Raw genomic sequence first — 15,084 nt, 5'->3', positions numbered from 1 at the left:
ACCTAACGAGCCGCCGTGACCAGTGGTTTGGGTGGGGAGGAAGGGATTGCCGCCGTTAAGGCTGATTCTAAATCAGCACATCCCCACCGCTGTTCTAAAATAGCCATTACCTCCCGTCCGAAGTCATTGGGATTCTGTTGCCAAGCTTGTAGGCAGACCTCGCCAAAGAAGGAGCCCATGGGTTCCGGGTTCCACAGCAATTTCTTCGCCGTCCAAGGCATCAAACTCATGGGGTCATATCCGGGCCGCAAAATTTGCTGCTGAAAAGCATATTCCTCTAGGTGAGTGTGGGGCTGAAGGCCAATAAAGAAAATGGCAGGCTCCACCTTATCAGCCCCAAAAATCGCTTCTAAGGCTCGATGGTAGGCAATCGTCTGCCGAATTGTTTCCGGACGTTCATCAATGACATTAAAGGAATAATTCACCGACACCAGATCATTGAATCCAGCCGCTTTTAAGTCCCGACAATTTTCGAGTACGGTGCGGAGGTTATAACCCATGCGCATTTTTCGCACTAGTTCCTGAGACCCACTGGTAATCCCAATCTCAAAATAGTTCATCCCGGTTTTGACCATCAGGTCGCACAACTGGGGCGTCAGGTTGTCGGCTCGAATGTAAGCAGCCCAGTGGATATCCGTCATCCCAGCAGCCAGGACTTTCTGGAGCAGTTCCACAGCATCATCGATGTATTTCCGAGCTGGAATAAATTGGGCATCGGTAAACCAGAAATTACGAATCCCCCGGTCATAGAGCTGGCGCATCTCAGCCACCACCTCATCCGCCGGATTAATCCGTACCTGCTTGCCCTCAATCACGGTGTAGATGCAGTAGCAGCAGTTATGGGGACAACCCCGCTTGGTCTGTACCCCGACATAAAAATCCTGTGCCTGCAAATAATACTCAAACTCCGGCCAGATCTGGGGGATGTAATCGTAATTACAAGCCGTCTTCTCAATCGGGGTGGGGGGTTCATGAATCAGGCGATCGCGGGGGCTACCTTCTCCGGCAACATAGCAGCGTTGATCACGAAAATCCTCTCCGCGCAACAACTTCTCGATCAACGCCTCGCCCTCCCCCACCGAGACAATGGTTCCCCGCGGGAGTTTCTGCCCCAATTGCTCATAGAAGACACTAACGGCACCGCCCCCGACGATGGCGCGCACCTGGGAGCTATACCGCCCCGCTCGTCGCAGCCCCCGGCGAATTAAGCCCAGGTTACGCCACAGCTCTGCATAATAGGCTTGGGTAACCCGCACCCCCCCCAGGGCTCCTCGCAATCGGATCAGCGGATTCCGCGCATAGAAAAATTCAAAGGCATATTGCAGGGGATTGCCCCCCCGCCCCCCAACCGGCGCGTAGATTTGAATATCTCGCCAGGAAAACACCAACAGGGTGGGGCGAAACTGATCGATGCAGGCATCCAAAGCCAGCGCAAAATCTAAGGGGGGAACCGTTCCTAAATCAAAGATGCGTTGCTCAATGCTGGGGAAGAGCTTATGGACATGATCGGCCAAGTACACAACCCCAATCGGAAAAATGGGGTTGCAGGGAAGGCGGATGTAAAGAATACGCGGGTCGGCCATATTGAAGCCCCGGCTGATTTAGGTGTTTGCTGAGGATGCTTGTTATATAACTTTACGATAGCATCGATTTTGCTTGTCCCATTGCCCCCGGTCTCAGATTATCCTCACAATGCCGAGGAAATTGCTGTGATCAGCAGCCTTCAGAGATCACGACAATTTCAATCCCTGAATTTTAAGTCTCTACCAGCCACTGAATGAACGGTAATGACCCATCCGCAATCAACTCCGGGGATTTTTCGTCGATCCAGCCAACGCTTGAGTTCCCATATTTTCTGATCTGTAATTCAGTCCCGATGCCAAAAAATGTTTGCTACAAACTAAATCCTGTCAGGGGAGCCTGACCATAGATCGGTTGCGGGATCAATGGCAATTGAGATAATTTTTTCAAAAGCATTTTCAGTTAGTAATCGGGTTTACAGCTGGTGGGGATCAGGGAGTGTTATCTTGCAGGGGTAATTTCCTGATTTTGCTAGCCAAGATCCTATCGCTATGGCTCAAGTCCTTGACCCCCTCCCTTCCAGTGATGCTGGTCAGCTCCTCTGCTGCTATGTGAATGCCACCAACAAAATTCAAGTCGTTCGGATTACCAATGTTGTCAACTGGTACTTTGAGCGGGTGGTGTTTCCAGGGCAGCGACTGGTATTTGAAGCAGCCCCTGATGCTCAGTTAGAAATCCATTCAGGGATGATGGCAAGCTCTATTTTGTCTGATACGATACCCTGCGATCGCCTGTGTATGTACGATGAGTTGAACGCCTCTCTGGAAACCGAAGCCACCTTCGATGGCATACCAGCAGGAGAACAACTGCCTGGTGCCAATGATCCGTCTCTCAAACCTAAGACAGCAACTGTTTTAACCGCTATCGATTGAGTGGACAGTTATCCGCAATTCATGGCTCAAAACAATTTAATCCATTGCAACGATAACAAACGCGATCATTTCATTGAGGAAAAACAACCCCACTTTTCACTGCCAAGCGGCATTGTATCTGTCTGAGAAATTCATTAAGAAACACAACGTTTAATTGAGCATATCTGCTTTACCCTAGGTGCAGGGCAGCTTCAGGGGGCTGAATCTGAGGATAATGAAGAAAACGTTATTCCTGGTTTCAAGTCTTTGAATCTGCCTTCTTTTCTTTGGTTGTGGAAGATCGCTGCCTGGTCGATGGGACTGTCGCTCCTCAGCTACGGTTTGTTGGCGGCCACGGGTCTTTGGATGTTCTATGGCCGTCGCAGTCAACGGCTCCGCCCAGACTGGTTGCGTCCTCTCCATTGGAGTCTAGGCATTGGTTTAGTCAGTCTGGTGCTACTGTTATTGACCGTGGGCATTGTCGGCACCCTCGGCCACTACGGCACCCTCGGCCACTCTTGGCACTTGGCGGCGGGATTGGGAGTGGTCAGTTTAGTATTATTGTCTGCGGGCAGCGCCACCCAGATCTTGCGATCGCCCTGGGCTCGTCCCCTCCACATCAGTACCAATGTGATACTCGCCATCGGACTGATACTGGTGACCTTGACCGGGTGGGAGGTGGTACAGAAATACTTGCCGTAGACCTCCCGAGTCCAGTGCTTGTGTTTGGTTAGGCAACCTGGAGCAGCCCACTGTGGCGCAGTAGCGCTTTTGTGCTCGGTTCTCGCCCTCGAAAGGCTTTGAAGACCTCCATGGGATGGCGACTACCGCCCAGGGATAGCACTGTTTCTCGAAATCGGCGTCCAGTGGCGGCGATCGCTGGTTCATTGTCCAAGCCGACTTCTTCAAAGGCCGCAAAGGCATCAGCACTCAAAACTTCAGCCCATTTGTAACTGTAGTATCCGGCGGCATAACCGCCAGCAAAAATATGCCCAAAGGAGCAGAGAAAGGCATCTTCCGGTAGTGGGGGCAAAATTGTGGTGGTGCGAGCGACGCGATCGCGCACTGCTGTCACGGTTTCAGACCCACCGGGCTGATAGCGGTGATGGAGCTCCAGATCTAAGGTACTAAAATAAAGCTGTCTCAGCATCGCCGAGCCGCTCATGTAGTTGCGAGCGGCCAACAGTTTTTCGTAATAGTGGGTTGGTAATAGCTCTCCGGTTGCGTAATGTCGTCCCATTTTTAGCAGGGTCGCCCGGTCATAGCACCAATTTTCCATGAACTGGCTAGGCAACTCGACGGCATCCCACTCGACATTATTGATTCCCGCCGCCGCACTGTAGTCCACCTGGGTGAGCATGTGTTGCAGGCCATGGCCAAATTCATGGAACAGGGTTTCGACATCTCGGAAGGTCATCAAGCTGGGTTGTCCATCCACGGGGGGACTTTGGTTACACACCAGGTAAGCAACGGGCAGACGGGTTTGGGAGGTGCCGTTGTGGGTAATCTTGGCTCGCCCCAGGCACTCATCCATCCAAGCCCCGCCGCGTTTTTCCGCAGGGCGACTGTAGGGGTCGAGATAAAAGTGAGCAATTTTTTCCCCCAACTCAGTGGCAATTTGGAAATAGCGGACATCGGCATGCCAAACGGGAGCCTCACCATCGGCAGCGGTAATCGTCACCCCGAACAGACGCTGTGCCAACTGGAATAACCCATCAAGCACCTGAGGCAGGGGGAAATAGGGTCGCAGTTCTTCAGCATTGAAGGCAAAACGGGCCTCTCGCTGTCGTTCTGACCAAAAACTCAGATCCCAGTGCTGGAGATGGGCGGCTTCAGGGGCTCCCTGAGCCGCTGCAAATCTTTGTAGGTCGATAAATTCCTGGGTGGCCGCCGGAAAACTAGTGGCTTGTAGCTCTGCCAGCAAGGCTGCAACGGCATCAACATCGGGAGCCATTTTCCGCGCCAGACTCAGTTCGGCAAAGCTCTGAAACCCGAGTAAGTTGGCCTTTTCCAGTCGTAAGCGCAAAATTTGCTCAATCAGGAGATGATTATCGAACTCCCCATCTGCCGCCCGTCGAATGAAGGCACGATAGAGAGTTTCCCGCAGTTCCCGGCGGGTACTGTGCTGCATGAAGGGACCAAAGCTAGGAAAATCCAGGGTAATCCGCCACGGGCCGGATTCAGCCGTCGCTCCTTCTACACCAGCGGCACGAGCTGCCTGGGCTGCCAAGCTTAGGAGACTAGGGGGCAAACCCTCCACCTCCGTCGGATCGGTCAAGGTGAGGCTAAAGGCTTTGGTGGCATCCAGGACATGATTGGAAAATTGCGTTGCCAGTTCGGCCAGGGCTAGCTCAATGGCATTAAACCGTTCCCTGGACGTGCCGCTGAGTCCCACCCCCGATAATTCAGCATCTTGCAGGGCTGAGGTGACAATTCGCTGTTGGGCCTGATCCAGGCTCCCCCAAGTAGGACTGTGCCGCAGGGCTTTGAAGGCTTCGTAGATGGGTTGGCTTTGGCTCAACCGATTCAAGAACTGCACCACTTGGGGTTGAACGGTTTCGAAGGCAGTCCGGAGTTCCGGGCTGTTCTTAACGCCCATCAAGTGACTAACCATGCCCCAGCTCCAGGTCAGGCGCTCTCGAATCCGATCCAAGGGTTCCACCAGTCCAGTCCAAGTAGGGGTGAGAGTGGCTTCCAAGTGGGTGAGGATGGCTTCCAACTCTGCCAGCAAGGTCGTTATTCCCGGTTCTACATCTTCAGAACGTAGGGCATCAAAGGGGGGAAGTCCTTGACCAATCAGCAGCGGGTTTTCTGTCATTGTCGGGGTGATTAGAATTACAGGGTTTCCAGCCTCAGGCTACTCCCTGAAGGAGTTGCGATCGCGGGGGACGGCAATCAGGGGTGCGCCCCAGTGAATGAATCGCCAATCGATGCCTGGGCTGTATTCCAGTGTAACGACTCTCCCCTAGTTGGTTGGTGGGCAGGGGGGAATCGGCGGTGAGGTGGTTGCCATGCGGCGGCGTCTCAGAGTTCTACGACCCCAGACAATCCCAAGACCCAAGATCACCCAATAGGGCGTATAGGCTATCAACCAAATCCCTAATTTACTCAGATCGATGGTGAGATTACCCATGGATTGAACCGCGCGATCCCAGGTTTCCTGTAACTGCACCGCCAGCGATCGCTGTTTGGGAGCCAGGGGTAATAAGGCTTCCATCACCACCGTAATGTTGGAGTAGGCAACCTGGCTGTTGAGGCGGTGCAACTGGGCAGCGGTTTGCTCAATGGCTTGCCGAGTATTACTCAGCTCTTGGGCAACTTTGAGGACATCAGCAACGGAACCGGAGCGTTCCATAATTTGCAGCAGGGTCTCCTCGGTTTTGCGGAGATTGCGCAGGCGGGCATCAAAATCCACCAGTTGATCGGAGACATCCTCGGCGGTCAGACGCTGATTGGTCACGGTTCCTAATTGACTTAACTGGGCGAGGGTTGCGTCTAGGCGTTCCGCAGGAACGCGAATTTGCAGGGAAACCGTCGGTAGCACGGGATCATTGGGCAGAGTTTGGCTTTGCAACCCCAGAATATCCCCCTGTTGGGTTTTCACAACCTGGGTGGCAGCCCGAATACTGTCCTGAATCGACGAGACAACCAGGGTGATCTCGGCGGTTTTCACCAGTTGGGGCCTTGGGTTTCAGCGCTTGAGTCGTTGGAGCTGGAGGAGCTAGGGCGGCGGCATCACTCAGGGGGGCTTCTGCCATCACCGCCGCATTTCGCCCCTCCGCTCCTGGTGCTGACAGGGTTGCCTGCTTTCCCACAGGGGTTGAAGCACAGCCAATCAGTAAGGCACCACTGAGGAGGGCATGGAACAGGGGGGAAACATCCGTAGAAAATCGGGGGATAGATTTGTGCATAACACCAAAATGCTCGTTACGGTTAGTATGTCTGATGCCACTCTTGGGGGGGTCAGCGGTTGCACAAACCGCAACCGGATTCTGTCTGCATAAACCGCAGCGGCCATGGAATCTTGATGTGATATATTGCACCCTGTATGGTTCTCGGTGCCCCATGCCTCCGCAACTGCGTGTTTACTGTTCCCCCCCGACCCCTTGATTCAGCACTGGCTGGCAGTGGCTCGTGACCAGGACACCCACTATGTACTGTTTCGCAGTGCCATGTCGGAACTGGGTCGGTGGTTGACCTACGAGGCGATGCGGGAGTGGTTACCCACCCTAGAAACCACAGTACAGACCCCTTTGGCTCCCTGTCCTGCTGTGGTTATCAACCCAGAAACCCCGGTGGCGGTGATCCCAATTTTGCGAGCAGGACTAGCCCTCTTAGAGGGAGCACAGAGCCTCTTGCCCCTGGCATCGATCTACCATATTGGCATGGTACGGAATGAGGAGACTCTGGTAGCCAGCTGCTACTTGAATAAACTCCCCGAACGATTTGCCCCGGAAACTCGGGTGTTGATTTGTGAACCAATGCTGGCAACGGGGGGCACAATTATGGCCGTGATGGCAGAACTCACCCAGCGGGGGGCCGATCCAGCCCTGATTCGGATGATTACCGTCGTTGCGGCTCCCCCGGGCACTGCAACAGCTGAGTGCTGCCTATCCAAGCTTAAATATCTACACCGCAGGCATTGATGAAAGCCTCAATCATCATGGGTTTTATTGTGCCGGGGTTGGGAGATGCGGGCGATCGCACCTTTGGCACCTGAGCAACTGAATCTAACACCCCACCCTAGATCAGTCCCAGGGCTGCTAGGGTATTTCTGGCAGCATCCTTTTCCGCCTCCTGTTTTTTCCGTCCCTGCCCCAATTCATAGGCTTGATCGGCAATTTGCACCCGCACAACAAATTGCTTGGCATGATCCGGCCCTAATTCATCCACAAGCAGATACTGGGGCGGTTGCCCGAAATGGTTCTGTGCCCATTCTTGCAGTCGTCCTTTGTAGTTGGTGGGCGGCACTGGGGCAGCCAAGTCGGCTAGAAAGTATTGAAAAAATGGGGTGATGTACTCCCGTACTGGATTGATATCAGAACCACAGTCCAGGAAATAGGCACCCATTAAGGCTTCAAACCCACTGCTGAGGAGATTGGGGTTGGTGCGACTCTGGGGGTGATCGGTGCCCTTGCCCAAGCGGAGAGAGGCTCCGAGGTTGAGAGCGCCGGCAAAGACCGCAAGTTGCCGTTCATCCACCAAGGCTGCCCGCAGTTGGGTTAGCTCCCCTTCGGAGTGCTGGGGGAACTGTTGATATAAATATTCGCCGCTGAGAAAGGTGAGGAGGGCATCACCCAAAAATTCTAGGCGCTCATTGTCGCCGCCCGCCTCGGGATGTTCATTGTGGTAAGAGCTGTGGGTTAATGCCCGTTGATAGAGGGATTGATCTCGAAAGGGGGGCAGATTCAAGATGGTAGACATAATCGCGATCGTAACAAGCTCAGAGCCATGACTATTCTGTATCGGATCTTTGAAATCACCACCAATGCCCCCATGGGAATCTTTGACCTCACCCCCCAGATTCGAGACTGGATAGCCACCACAGCGATCCGTCAGGGTCAGGCCCTCATCTGCTCTCGCCACACCACCACGGCGCTGGTGATCAATGAATCTGAAGTGCGGCTATGCAGCGATATTCAGACCTTCCTGCAAAAATTAGTCCCTGCGGCGGCTCCCTACTTGCACAATGATCTACATCTGCGAACGGTGCTGGAGGATGAACCCATGAATGCCCATGCCCACTTGATGGCAATGCTGCTGAGTACCAGTGAAGTCGTACCGATTGTTGACGGCAAGTTGGCGCTGGGAACCTGGCAGTCAGTCCTATTGGTGGAACTCGATGGCCCCCGCCAGCGCACCGTCTCAGTACAGTTAATGGGGGAGCCGGACTAGGTGAGTCCTAGATCGGTTTTTGCAGGAGCGGAGCCACGGTTTGGCGAAAGGCTAACCATGCAGCGAGGGCTTCGGGATTGGAGGGCACTCCTCGTTGTAGCAAGATCACCCCGTCCCGACAGCCAATAATCCCATAGGCATGAGTTTGGGTCAGTTGATCAATCCGCTCAATACTGGATTTCAAGGTTTGGCGATCGCCCTTAAAAGCTGCCTCATACTGCTGCATTTGCCAGAGATCGGCCACGATATAGTCCACACTCACCACTGCTCCGACATCATTACGGAGTTGCAGCAGATCGGGAAACCGCAGAATCTCCCGCCGACTGGAGAGATGGGGCACCAGATAGGTCGTGGCGGCAACGCTAGCCTGCGGAGGAATTTGGCTCAACAAGGGGCGCAACTGTTCCACATGTTGCCACTGCCGAGGCAGGGAAACATACACCCAGGGGTCGAGGGCATCGGGCACCAGAAAATAGAGGGTGCGATTGGGATTAGAAGTTAGGGTGAATGCCAGGGACAAACCAATGCAGCCTATCCAGAAACGACGAAACCAGGGCGTCCAAAATCGCGGATGCTGCGACCACCAAAGAATTGCGCCGTAGAATAGGCCCGGAACCACCGTCAGGGCATAGCGGATATTAATGGCTAGAACCGAATCACCTCGACCCAACAGCAGTTTCAGTAGGGGAAACCCGGCCACCAGCCAGGAGGCTGGCGCAATCGCTGGAACAAAGGCTAAGGGAAGCCATTGCCCAAGCAAATAACGGGCGGTGCGGTCAAAAGGGGTCACCAACTCCACCACCAACCGCCAGGGTTGACTCAGCATCCCCCGCAAAATATCGAGGGTAGAGGCTTCCTCTCCGGTGGCATATTGACCAAAGCGTTCCAGCATAAACCGCCGGGAAATATCGGCGGAGAACAGCGGCATAATCAAATTGGTCAGCACCATCATATAGGCAAAGCTGAGGATGCAGAGGAGCAAGCCAATCCGGGGATAGCGCCGACTCACCACTAGATAAAAGCCAATACTAAAGAGAATAATGCCAGCATCTTCCCTTACCAGGGGAATCAGCACTGCCATCAGGGTGAACCATCCCCACCTCCGTTTTTCGAGGGCCAACAGCAGGCTAAAAACAAACAGGGGGGTCTGGCAACTGTCATGGAAGTTTGCCAGAGTCGGGCCGACGACCGCATTGGCACCATAAAAGCTGACGGTGATCAGACTGGCCAGGGGAGGCTGCAAATAATGCCGAGCCAAGGCATACAAGACAATTCCCGCCGCCGTAATCAGGGTTACCTGAATCACCGTCAAGGTGACAGGTGAGGGAAACAGGGCGTAAATCGGCAACCAAAGTAGCAGCGCCGGGGTAAAGTGCTGCCCGAGCCGATGATAGGAGACATCTGGATACTCCCCCCGCCTGCACCACATTGGTCGAGAGCGCTGAGGAAAGAGAACTTTGAAAAAACCGCCCATGGAGCCCATTCCAGAAAACCTGATTAAAGATTCCCTGATCGTAGGAAGCATAGAAGGTAAAGTACCGATGTAGGGTCAGGGTTAAGGCAATAACGAAAAAGAGACTGGCTACAACCGTGACCACCCGAGGCAGCCCTAGCTTCAATCTTCGCCACCCTGAATCTTCAGCAGCACAAAGCCCATTCCCAAGCCCACGAGAATCAGGCTAAAAGACAAAACCGCAGCATTGACAAATTCAGGGCTCATGGTTGGGGGACTCCAGATTATTTTGCGTCTAGATGCAAGGTGCAGGGAGTATTTTATCAGACTCCCGGAAGGGGCTGATCACCCAATCCGCGGTTGGGCAGTCTCATCGGTTAGCCTCAGGGCCAACCTTTGGGCAGGGGTTAAGGTGTTGCGCATCCAAACCACAGATGACTAGGCGTGGAATCCTTGCAGCAAGGTGATCAGCTTGGAAAAATGAATGCCGATTCGCTTACGGCCTCAGTCCTCGACTTTGCTGGCATCACTGACCAGGGATCGCATCCCTTCCAGGGTCGCTGGAAGGCTCCGGGGGTCCATGAATAGGACTTTGCTGCTGTCGCTACTGCCCACAACTTGTCCCATCTCAATGTAGCTCTGAGCCACCAGAAACTGTAACGCTTCCCGGGTGCTGGGATCTGCTTTCAACATGTTGGCAATAATTTCCATTGCTTCTGCCGTTCCCTGAGCTTTCAGTACCCGTTCTTGGCGTTCCGCCTGCGCTTTGAGGATCAGGGCTTTTTGTTGCCCTTCTGCATCCAGGATCGCCGCTTTTTGACGAGCTTCCGCATCCAGTACCTGAGACTCAGCCCTACCACGAGCCGAGTTGACCGCCGATTCCCGTTCCCCTTCTGAGGTCAAAATCGCCGCTCGCTTACGCCGTTCCGCTGACATTTGGAGTTCCATCGATTCCTGCACCGCTTTGGAGGGCACAATGTCCCGCAGTTCAACCCGCGTCACCTTCACGCCCCAGGGATCAGTGGACACATCCAGTTCTTGCAGCAGGGTTTCATTAATTTGAGAACGAGCGGTGAAGGTTTCATCCAATTCCAGTTTGCCCATTTCAGCTCGAACTTGGGTAAGGATCAAGTTGACCATGGCCAGTCGCAGATTTTCCACTTTGTAAAAGGCTTTCGCCATGTCCACAATTCGCCAGTAGATCACGGCATCGACGGCGATCGAGACGTTATCGCGGGTGATGCACTGCTGGGGCGGAATATCCAGCACTTTCTCGCGAATCGTTTCCCGGTAAACTACGCTTTCGGTCAGGGGGTTGACGACATTGAGACCGGCACTCAGCGTCCGCTTGTAACGCCCCCAACTTTGCACCAAGGCTTCATCTCCCTGGTTAATGACTTTCACAGAACGCCAGAAGCCAAACGCCGCAAACACCACTAGAAAAAACGAACTGTCCCATGGGTAATTCTCAACTTGTCAAGTTAGAACACTGCAATTGAATAGCTGAACTAAATGCTGAACTAAATATAGAACTGGCGATACTACCTCATCACCCTTCAGCATGGAGCAAGTGTTCGGGCAAGACAATCAGGGTGGTTCCCTCTCTCCGGAGGACGTAGACCTTCTGATCAGCGGCGATCGCCAACTTGGGATCTTCACAGAGCGCCTGCCAGGAATTTCCTTCGTAAAGCACTCGACCCACCTGTCCAGGTTGGATAGCAGTAAGGGTCTTCCCCGCCGTCTCTTCTTGGATCACTCTGCCCTGGGATTTTGGCAACCATCGCGGCATCAGAAAAATCAAAGCAGTTGCTCCAGCCATCCACAGCCCAATCTGGAGCGATATCTGAGGGAGCACTAAGGCAATCAGCCCCACAGCCAACGCACTCAGCCCCATCACAAAGGCAACATAGGCAGTGGGGAACAGGAGTTCCAGTAAACAGAGGCTGGCACCTATGAAAAACCACAGAATCGCTGGGGTAAGGGTCATATCGACATTCTTTAAGTGGACGCATCCAGTCAAGGTTTCGGTTCATTAGAATGCCAACACCGCGGATTCCCACTGCTATGGTGTTGTGAACTGGCATGACAACCAGTAGACTGCTGGCAACAGCAAGAAAGCGATTGATAGCGGTTCTATTTTAGCCTCAAGACCGTGTCTTCCTGGGAACACCCTCTGCTTGATGCTGGGTAATGGGTTGAGGCGGAGTGCCTCTGAATTACAGCCGATCAAGTGAGGGAACGATCACCGGAGGTGAGTCTAGCGACCGAGGAGCCACTACGCCAATGACCATCGTAGTTTGACCCAGTGGATCTGAGTTTTGCCATCAGCCCCAAATTCTGTTTTATTTCCTTCTGTTTGACCTCATGAGCAGTTCTCAACCGCTGATGTACTGTCCGAATTCGGTCTGCCCCAGCCCCTTGAATGCCTTAGGTCAACTGATGTGCCAGGGTTGTCAATCCCCCCTGATCTACCGCTATCTCTGGGTCGTGGGGGAAGTCCCGAAGTTACCTGCCGGGGAACTGGTAGGCGATCGCTACGCTGTTGTGGCTCCGCGTATCTGGCTCGATACCCAACCTGCGATCGCGCCCCAGGTGCCCCAACCCCTACCCCAGACTTGGCTGCCCTATCTCTACCTCTACCCCCAGCAACTGCACGTCCCGGAAGTCTATGGTGGTTATCAGGTCGGAGAGACTTCAGTGTTGTTGCTGGAAAATGTCCCCATTACCCCCAAGGGCCAGCTCTATCCAGCGATCGCCAGTGCCTGGAAATTGGGCACCCCAACACGGCAGCTATACTGGCTCTGGCAAGTGCTCCAACTGTGGCTCCCCCTACGTCGCCAGGGCGTCACGGCTAGCCTACTTGACCTAGAGAATGTCCGCGTCGAGGGGTGGAGGGTGCGCCTGCGAGAATTATTCCCAGATCAAGGAGTGCCTCTAGGATTATCAGATCTTGCTAGTACATGGCTGCGGGGACTCTTCCCAGAGGGAATGACATCAGCAGTCTTATCCCCTCTCTCCTGGAAACTTCAAGATCCCGATCTGTCCCTGGAAACCCTCAGTACCTCCCTCAACCGACTGTTGATCCAGCAAGCATCTCAATTGCCACTCCACTTAGAGGTGGTGGGCATTACGGATACAGGCCGCCACTGCTCCCATAATGAAGATTGTTGCTACCCAGAGACACTGTCCCGTTCAGGAGGGCAGTCCTGGCAACTCAAAGGAACGGATCTGACCCCCCACCTGGCGCTGGTGTGTGATGGCGTCGGAGGCCATGAACGGGGTGAGGTTGCCAGCTTTCTGGCAATGCAGGCGCTCAAACCTCAGGTGCGGGCATTCTTAACTGAGATGGCAGCCCAGCCTGACCTGCTGCGGCCTGAACTGGTGATGGAGCAGTTAGAGGCAATCGTGCGGGTAGTAAACAATCTCATTGCGGCTCAGAATGATGCCCAGCAACGACAGGCTCAACAACGCATGGGCACGACCCTGTTGATGGCCTTGCAACTGCCACAGAAAATACCCAGCCTCGGCATTGAGAACTCCCATGAACTCTATCTGATCAATATTGGAGATAGCCGCTGTTACTGGATTACCCCTGAAAACTGTCAACGGTTAACCGTTGATGATGATCAAGCAGTGCAGGCAGTGCGATGGGGGCAAGGTACCTACCGTCAAGCCCTCGATCACCCCGAGGCAGGTGAACTCACCCAGGTTCTGGGGCTGCAAGATGCTGAATTCCTCCGCCCTTGCCTCCAACGTTTCATTCTGGAGGAAGAAGGGTTGTTGCTCCTCTGTTCCGATGGTCTGAGTGAGGATGATCTGGTCGAGCAGTTTGGAGTTGAATACTTGAGCCCCGTCCTCAAAGATCAGATCAGCCTGGAAACTGCCATGACCCGTTTAGTCACCTTAGCCAACCAGAAAAATGGCCACGACAATATCTCGGCTGTATTGCTGCGGGTGAGCCTATCCTCTAGTAGGCGGGCTACTTCTGACCCCGTTTTTTCCTCTGCCAACCATTCCCCTCCCTCACCCAGCATGACACCCCCACCTGCCGCAGGAGAGGCAAAGCCTTGGGGGACAGACATACTTGTTCCAACGGATAGGGGTGCGGTGAAACTCACAGGTTTACCCCCTCGCAGAGTTCGATCCCTGGTGACAACCTGGAACAGCAGCTTCCGGCTCTTAGCGCTCTTAGTCCTTGGCAGTGTAGTTGGCTTGATCGGCTGGTGGCAACTGGCGGCCAATCATCCGGAGCCATCCGACCCCCTGCGTCAGAGGTTTTCATCCCCCCGGTCTAAAGTTCCTGCCTTTCTCAAACAGATAGCTGGAGCTGGCAGCATGAATTTTACGGCAGCTTCTATGCAAAGATAAAAAATTGTTGGAATATCTAAAAATTTCCTGCACCCTTTTGGGTTGCAGGCTGCCTTGGAGAGAGCCTGAAGGTTATGAGTGACGATGCTGAAGCTTTTCCGGTAGGGACGCGCGTCCGTGTCAAGAAGTCTGTTGTTGTTTACCATCACCCAGAACATCGCAATCAACCCTTCGATGTGCTGGGTCTAGAGGGGACGGTGGAAGCGGTAGTTCAGGAATGGGAAGGGAGACCTGTCAGTGCCAATTTACCGTACCAGGTGAAATTTTATCCCAAGTTTAAGGGGCATTTCCAAGCCAGCGAGTTAGAGACGTTGCCCTAAGTTAAAGTACTTGTCAGGCAGCATTGGCAGAGGAAGCGCTAAGCCGTTCGCTGATGGAACCCTCCTAACTAGCACCTCCTCACCCCGTGTTTTTGTCCGGCTAGATTCGCCATGACAACTTGGGTTGCATTGACCCATTTGCGGTAGTGCTGGTGCCCCAAGTATTTGTTTTTTTGGCCATAAATTCGTGGCGCTTTACTACAATTCCTATGGCTTTTCCTCAGGTTTCCGCAGCTTTAAGGCTGCGTATTTCCACGGCATCGTCGCCTTTTCACCTTGTTATTTAAAGCTGGTGTGAAGTTCCGCCTCATTTGCGGAGCTGCCTGCCAAACTAACGTTGAATTAATGGATAATCACTTTAAAAATCAGGTTAATTCATTCCCCTAAGGTGTCAATTCTGTGAAGCTGCGTCAGAAGACACTTCTGATTGTTGGCGGAGCACTGATGAGCTTAACAGCCGTGCTCTATGCCACCTCATTTGCCATTGTTCTCAATCGTTATCAACAGGTTGAGGAGCAGGAAATGCGGCTGAATGTCATCCGGACATTGGAAGCTTTGCAAAATGAGCTGGAGACCCTCCAAGTGACTTCCACCGATTATTCGGCTTGGGATGACA

General features: G+C 53.5%; 13 protein-coding genes and 3 pseudogenes. 7 read left to right on the top strand and 9 right to left on the bottom strand.

Going from position 1 to position 15,084, the window contains the following annotated elements; genetic code table 11:
* Nucleotides 1-2: 2 nt before the first annotated feature.
* Entirely contained in the window at nucleotides 3-1,583 is a 1,581-nt protein-coding gene (locus DO97_RS09410; RefSeq protein WP_036532822.1) for a photosystem II high light acclimation radical SAM protein, read from the bottom strand.
* A gap of 489 nt (nucleotides 1,584-2,072) precedes the next feature.
* Between DO97_RS09410 and DO97_RS09405 the strand changes: the two genes are divergently transcribed.
* Complete coding sequence (locus tag DO97_RS09405) at nucleotides 2,073-2,453, top strand: DUF1830 domain-containing protein (RefSeq protein WP_036532819.1); 381 nt, start codon at nucleotides 2,073-2,075, stop codon at nucleotides 2,451-2,453.
* A gap of 246 nt (nucleotides 2,454-2,699) precedes the next feature.
* Complete coding sequence (locus DO97_RS09400) at nucleotides 2,700-3,134, top strand: DUF4079 domain-containing protein (protein WP_036532815.1); 435 nt, start codon at nucleotides 2,700-2,702, stop codon at nucleotides 3,132-3,134.
* Nucleotides 3,135-3,162: 28 nt separating this feature from the next.
* On the opposite strand, the gene DO97_RS09395 is transcribed toward DO97_RS09400, so the two are convergent.
* The 3 genes from DO97_RS09395 to DO97_RS26270 all read right to left on the bottom strand — a co-directional run bounded on the left by DO97_RS09395 (nucleotide 3,163) and on the right by DO97_RS26270 (nucleotide 6,343).
* Entirely contained in the window at nucleotides 3,163-5,250 is a 2,088-nt protein-coding gene (locus tag DO97_RS09395; RefSeq protein ID WP_036532813.1) for a M3 family metallopeptidase, read from the bottom strand.
* Nucleotides 5,251-5,397: 147 nt separating this feature from the next.
* Nucleotides 5,398-6,057 (bottom strand): DUF4349 domain-containing protein, encoded by a 660-nt coding sequence (locus tag DO97_RS09390; RefSeq protein ID WP_239651610.1) that lies wholly within the window; start codon nucleotides 6,055-6,057, stop codon nucleotides 5,398-5,400.
* Entirely contained in the window at nucleotides 5,981-6,343 is a 363-nt protein-coding gene (locus tag DO97_RS26270) for a hypothetical protein (protein WP_239651604.1), read from the bottom strand. The genes DO97_RS09390 and DO97_RS26270 overlap by 77 nt, the downstream gene beginning before the upstream one ends.
* A 154-nt stretch (nucleotides 6,344-6,497) precedes the next feature.
* Between DO97_RS26270 and upp the strand changes: the two are divergent.
* Nucleotides 6,498-7,152 (top strand): annotated as a pseudogene (upp, locus tag DO97_RS09385) (uracil phosphoribosyltransferase).
* A 23-nt stretch (nucleotides 7,153-7,175) separates the two neighbouring features.
* Here the strand turns inward: upp and rnc are convergent.
* Complete coding sequence (gene rnc, locus DO97_RS09380; RefSeq protein WP_036532811.1) at nucleotides 7,176-7,856, bottom strand: ribonuclease III; 681 nt, start codon at nucleotides 7,854-7,856, stop codon at nucleotides 7,176-7,178.
* A 27-nt stretch (nucleotides 7,857-7,883) separates the two neighbouring features.
* On the opposite strand from rnc, the gene DO97_RS09375 reads away from it, so the two are divergent.
* The gene (locus DO97_RS09375) at nucleotides 7,884-8,327 is read left to right on the top strand and encodes a secondary thiamine-phosphate synthase enzyme YjbQ (protein ID WP_036532809.1); all 444 of its coding nucleotides are present in this window, start codon (nucleotides 7,884-7,886) and stop codon (nucleotides 8,325-8,327) included.
* Between the two features lie 7 nt (nucleotides 8,328-8,334).
* Here the strand turns inward: DO97_RS09375 and DO97_RS09370 are convergent.
* The 4 genes and pseudogenes from DO97_RS09370 to DO97_RS09355 all read right to left on the bottom strand — a co-directional run bounded on the left by DO97_RS09370 (nucleotide 8,335) and on the right by DO97_RS09355 (nucleotide 11,767).
* Nucleotides 8,335-9,946, bottom strand: a pseudogene (locus tag DO97_RS09370) (DUF2079 domain-containing protein).
* Complete coding sequence (gene petM / locus DO97_RS09365) at nucleotides 9,943-10,047, bottom strand: cytochrome b6-f complex subunit PetM (protein ID WP_036532805.1); 105 nt, start codon at nucleotides 10,045-10,047, stop codon at nucleotides 9,943-9,945. The pseudogene DO97_RS09370 and the gene petM overlap by 4 nt, the downstream one beginning before the upstream one ends.
* A gap of 237 nt (nucleotides 10,048-10,284) precedes the next feature.
* Nucleotides 10,285-11,217: an SPFH domain-containing protein gene (locus DO97_RS09360; protein WP_036532803.1), complete on the bottom strand. Its 933-nt coding sequence runs from the start codon at nucleotides 11,215-11,217 to the stop codon at nucleotides 10,285-10,287.
* Between the two features lie 112 nt (nucleotides 11,218-11,329).
* Entirely contained in the window at nucleotides 11,330-11,767 is a 438-nt protein-coding gene (locus DO97_RS09355; RefSeq protein WP_036532800.1) for an NfeD family protein, read from the bottom strand.
* A gap of 377 nt (nucleotides 11,768-12,144) precedes the next feature.
* Between DO97_RS09355 and DO97_RS09350 the strand changes: the two genes are divergently transcribed.
* The 3 genes and pseudogenes from DO97_RS09350 to DO97_RS09340 all read left to right on the top strand — a co-directional run.
* Complete coding sequence (locus DO97_RS09350; protein WP_081980693.1) at nucleotides 12,145-14,148, top strand: protein phosphatase 2C domain-containing protein; 2,004 nt, start codon at nucleotides 12,145-12,147, stop codon at nucleotides 14,146-14,148.
* Nucleotides 14,149-14,222: 74 nt separating this feature from the next.
* Nucleotides 14,223-14,468 carry a ferredoxin-thioredoxin reductase variable chain gene (locus DO97_RS09345; RefSeq protein ID WP_036532798.1) on the top strand — a complete coding sequence of 82 codons (246 nt, stop codon included), beginning with the start codon at nucleotides 14,223-14,225 and terminating at the stop codon, nucleotides 14,466-14,468.
* A 399-nt stretch (nucleotides 14,469-14,867) separates the two neighbouring features.
* A pseudogene (locus tag DO97_RS09340) lies at nucleotides 14,868-15,084 on the top strand (adenylate/guanylate cyclase domain-containing protein); the annotation flags it as partial.

The sequence above is a fragment of the Neosynechococcus sphagnicola sy1 genome, assembly GCF_000775285.1.
Lineage (GTDB): Bacteria > Cyanobacteriota > Cyanobacteriia > Neosynechococcales > Neosynechococcaceae > Neosynechococcus > Neosynechococcus sphagnicola.
The sequence above is the reverse complement of the archived record's forward strand: the minus strand, read 5'-3'. Positions and strand labels throughout refer to the sequence as shown.

Coding starts and splice junctions, on each gene's coding strand:
- DO97_RS09405 (WP_036532819.1), top strand. CDS start 2,073: ATGGCTCAAGTCCTTGACCCCCTCCCTTCCAGTGATGCTGGTCAGCTC.
- DO97_RS09355 (WP_036532800.1), bottom strand. CDS start 11,767: ATGACCCTTACCCCAGCGATTCTGTGGTTTTTCATAGGTGCCAGCCTC.
- DO97_RS26270 (WP_239651604.1), bottom strand. CDS start 6,343: ATGCACAAATCTATCCCCCGATTTTCTACGGATGTTTCCCCCCTGTTC.
- petM (WP_036532805.1), bottom strand. CDS start 10,047: ATGAGCCCTGAATTTGTCAATGCTGCGGTTTTGTCTTTTAGCCTGATT.
- DO97_RS09350 (WP_081980693.1), top strand. CDS start 12,145: ATGAGCAGTTCTCAACCGCTGATGTACTGTCCGAATTCGGTCTGCCCC.
- DO97_RS09410 (WP_036532822.1), bottom strand. CDS start 1,583: ATGGCCGACCCGCGTATTCTTTACATCCGCCTTCCCTGCAACCCCATT.
- rnc (WP_036532811.1), bottom strand. CDS start 7,856: ATGTCTACCATCTTGAATCTGCCCCCCTTTCGAGATCAATCCCTCTAT.
- DO97_RS09345 (WP_036532798.1), top strand. CDS start 14,223: ATGAGTGACGATGCTGAAGCTTTTCCGGTAGGGACGCGCGTCCGTGTC.
- DO97_RS09395 (WP_036532813.1), bottom strand. CDS start 5,250: ATGACAGAAAACCCGCTGCTGATTGGTCAAGGACTTCCCCCCTTTGAT.
- DO97_RS09375 (WP_036532809.1), top strand. CDS start 7,884: ATGACTATTCTGTATCGGATCTTTGAAATCACCACCAATGCCCCCATG.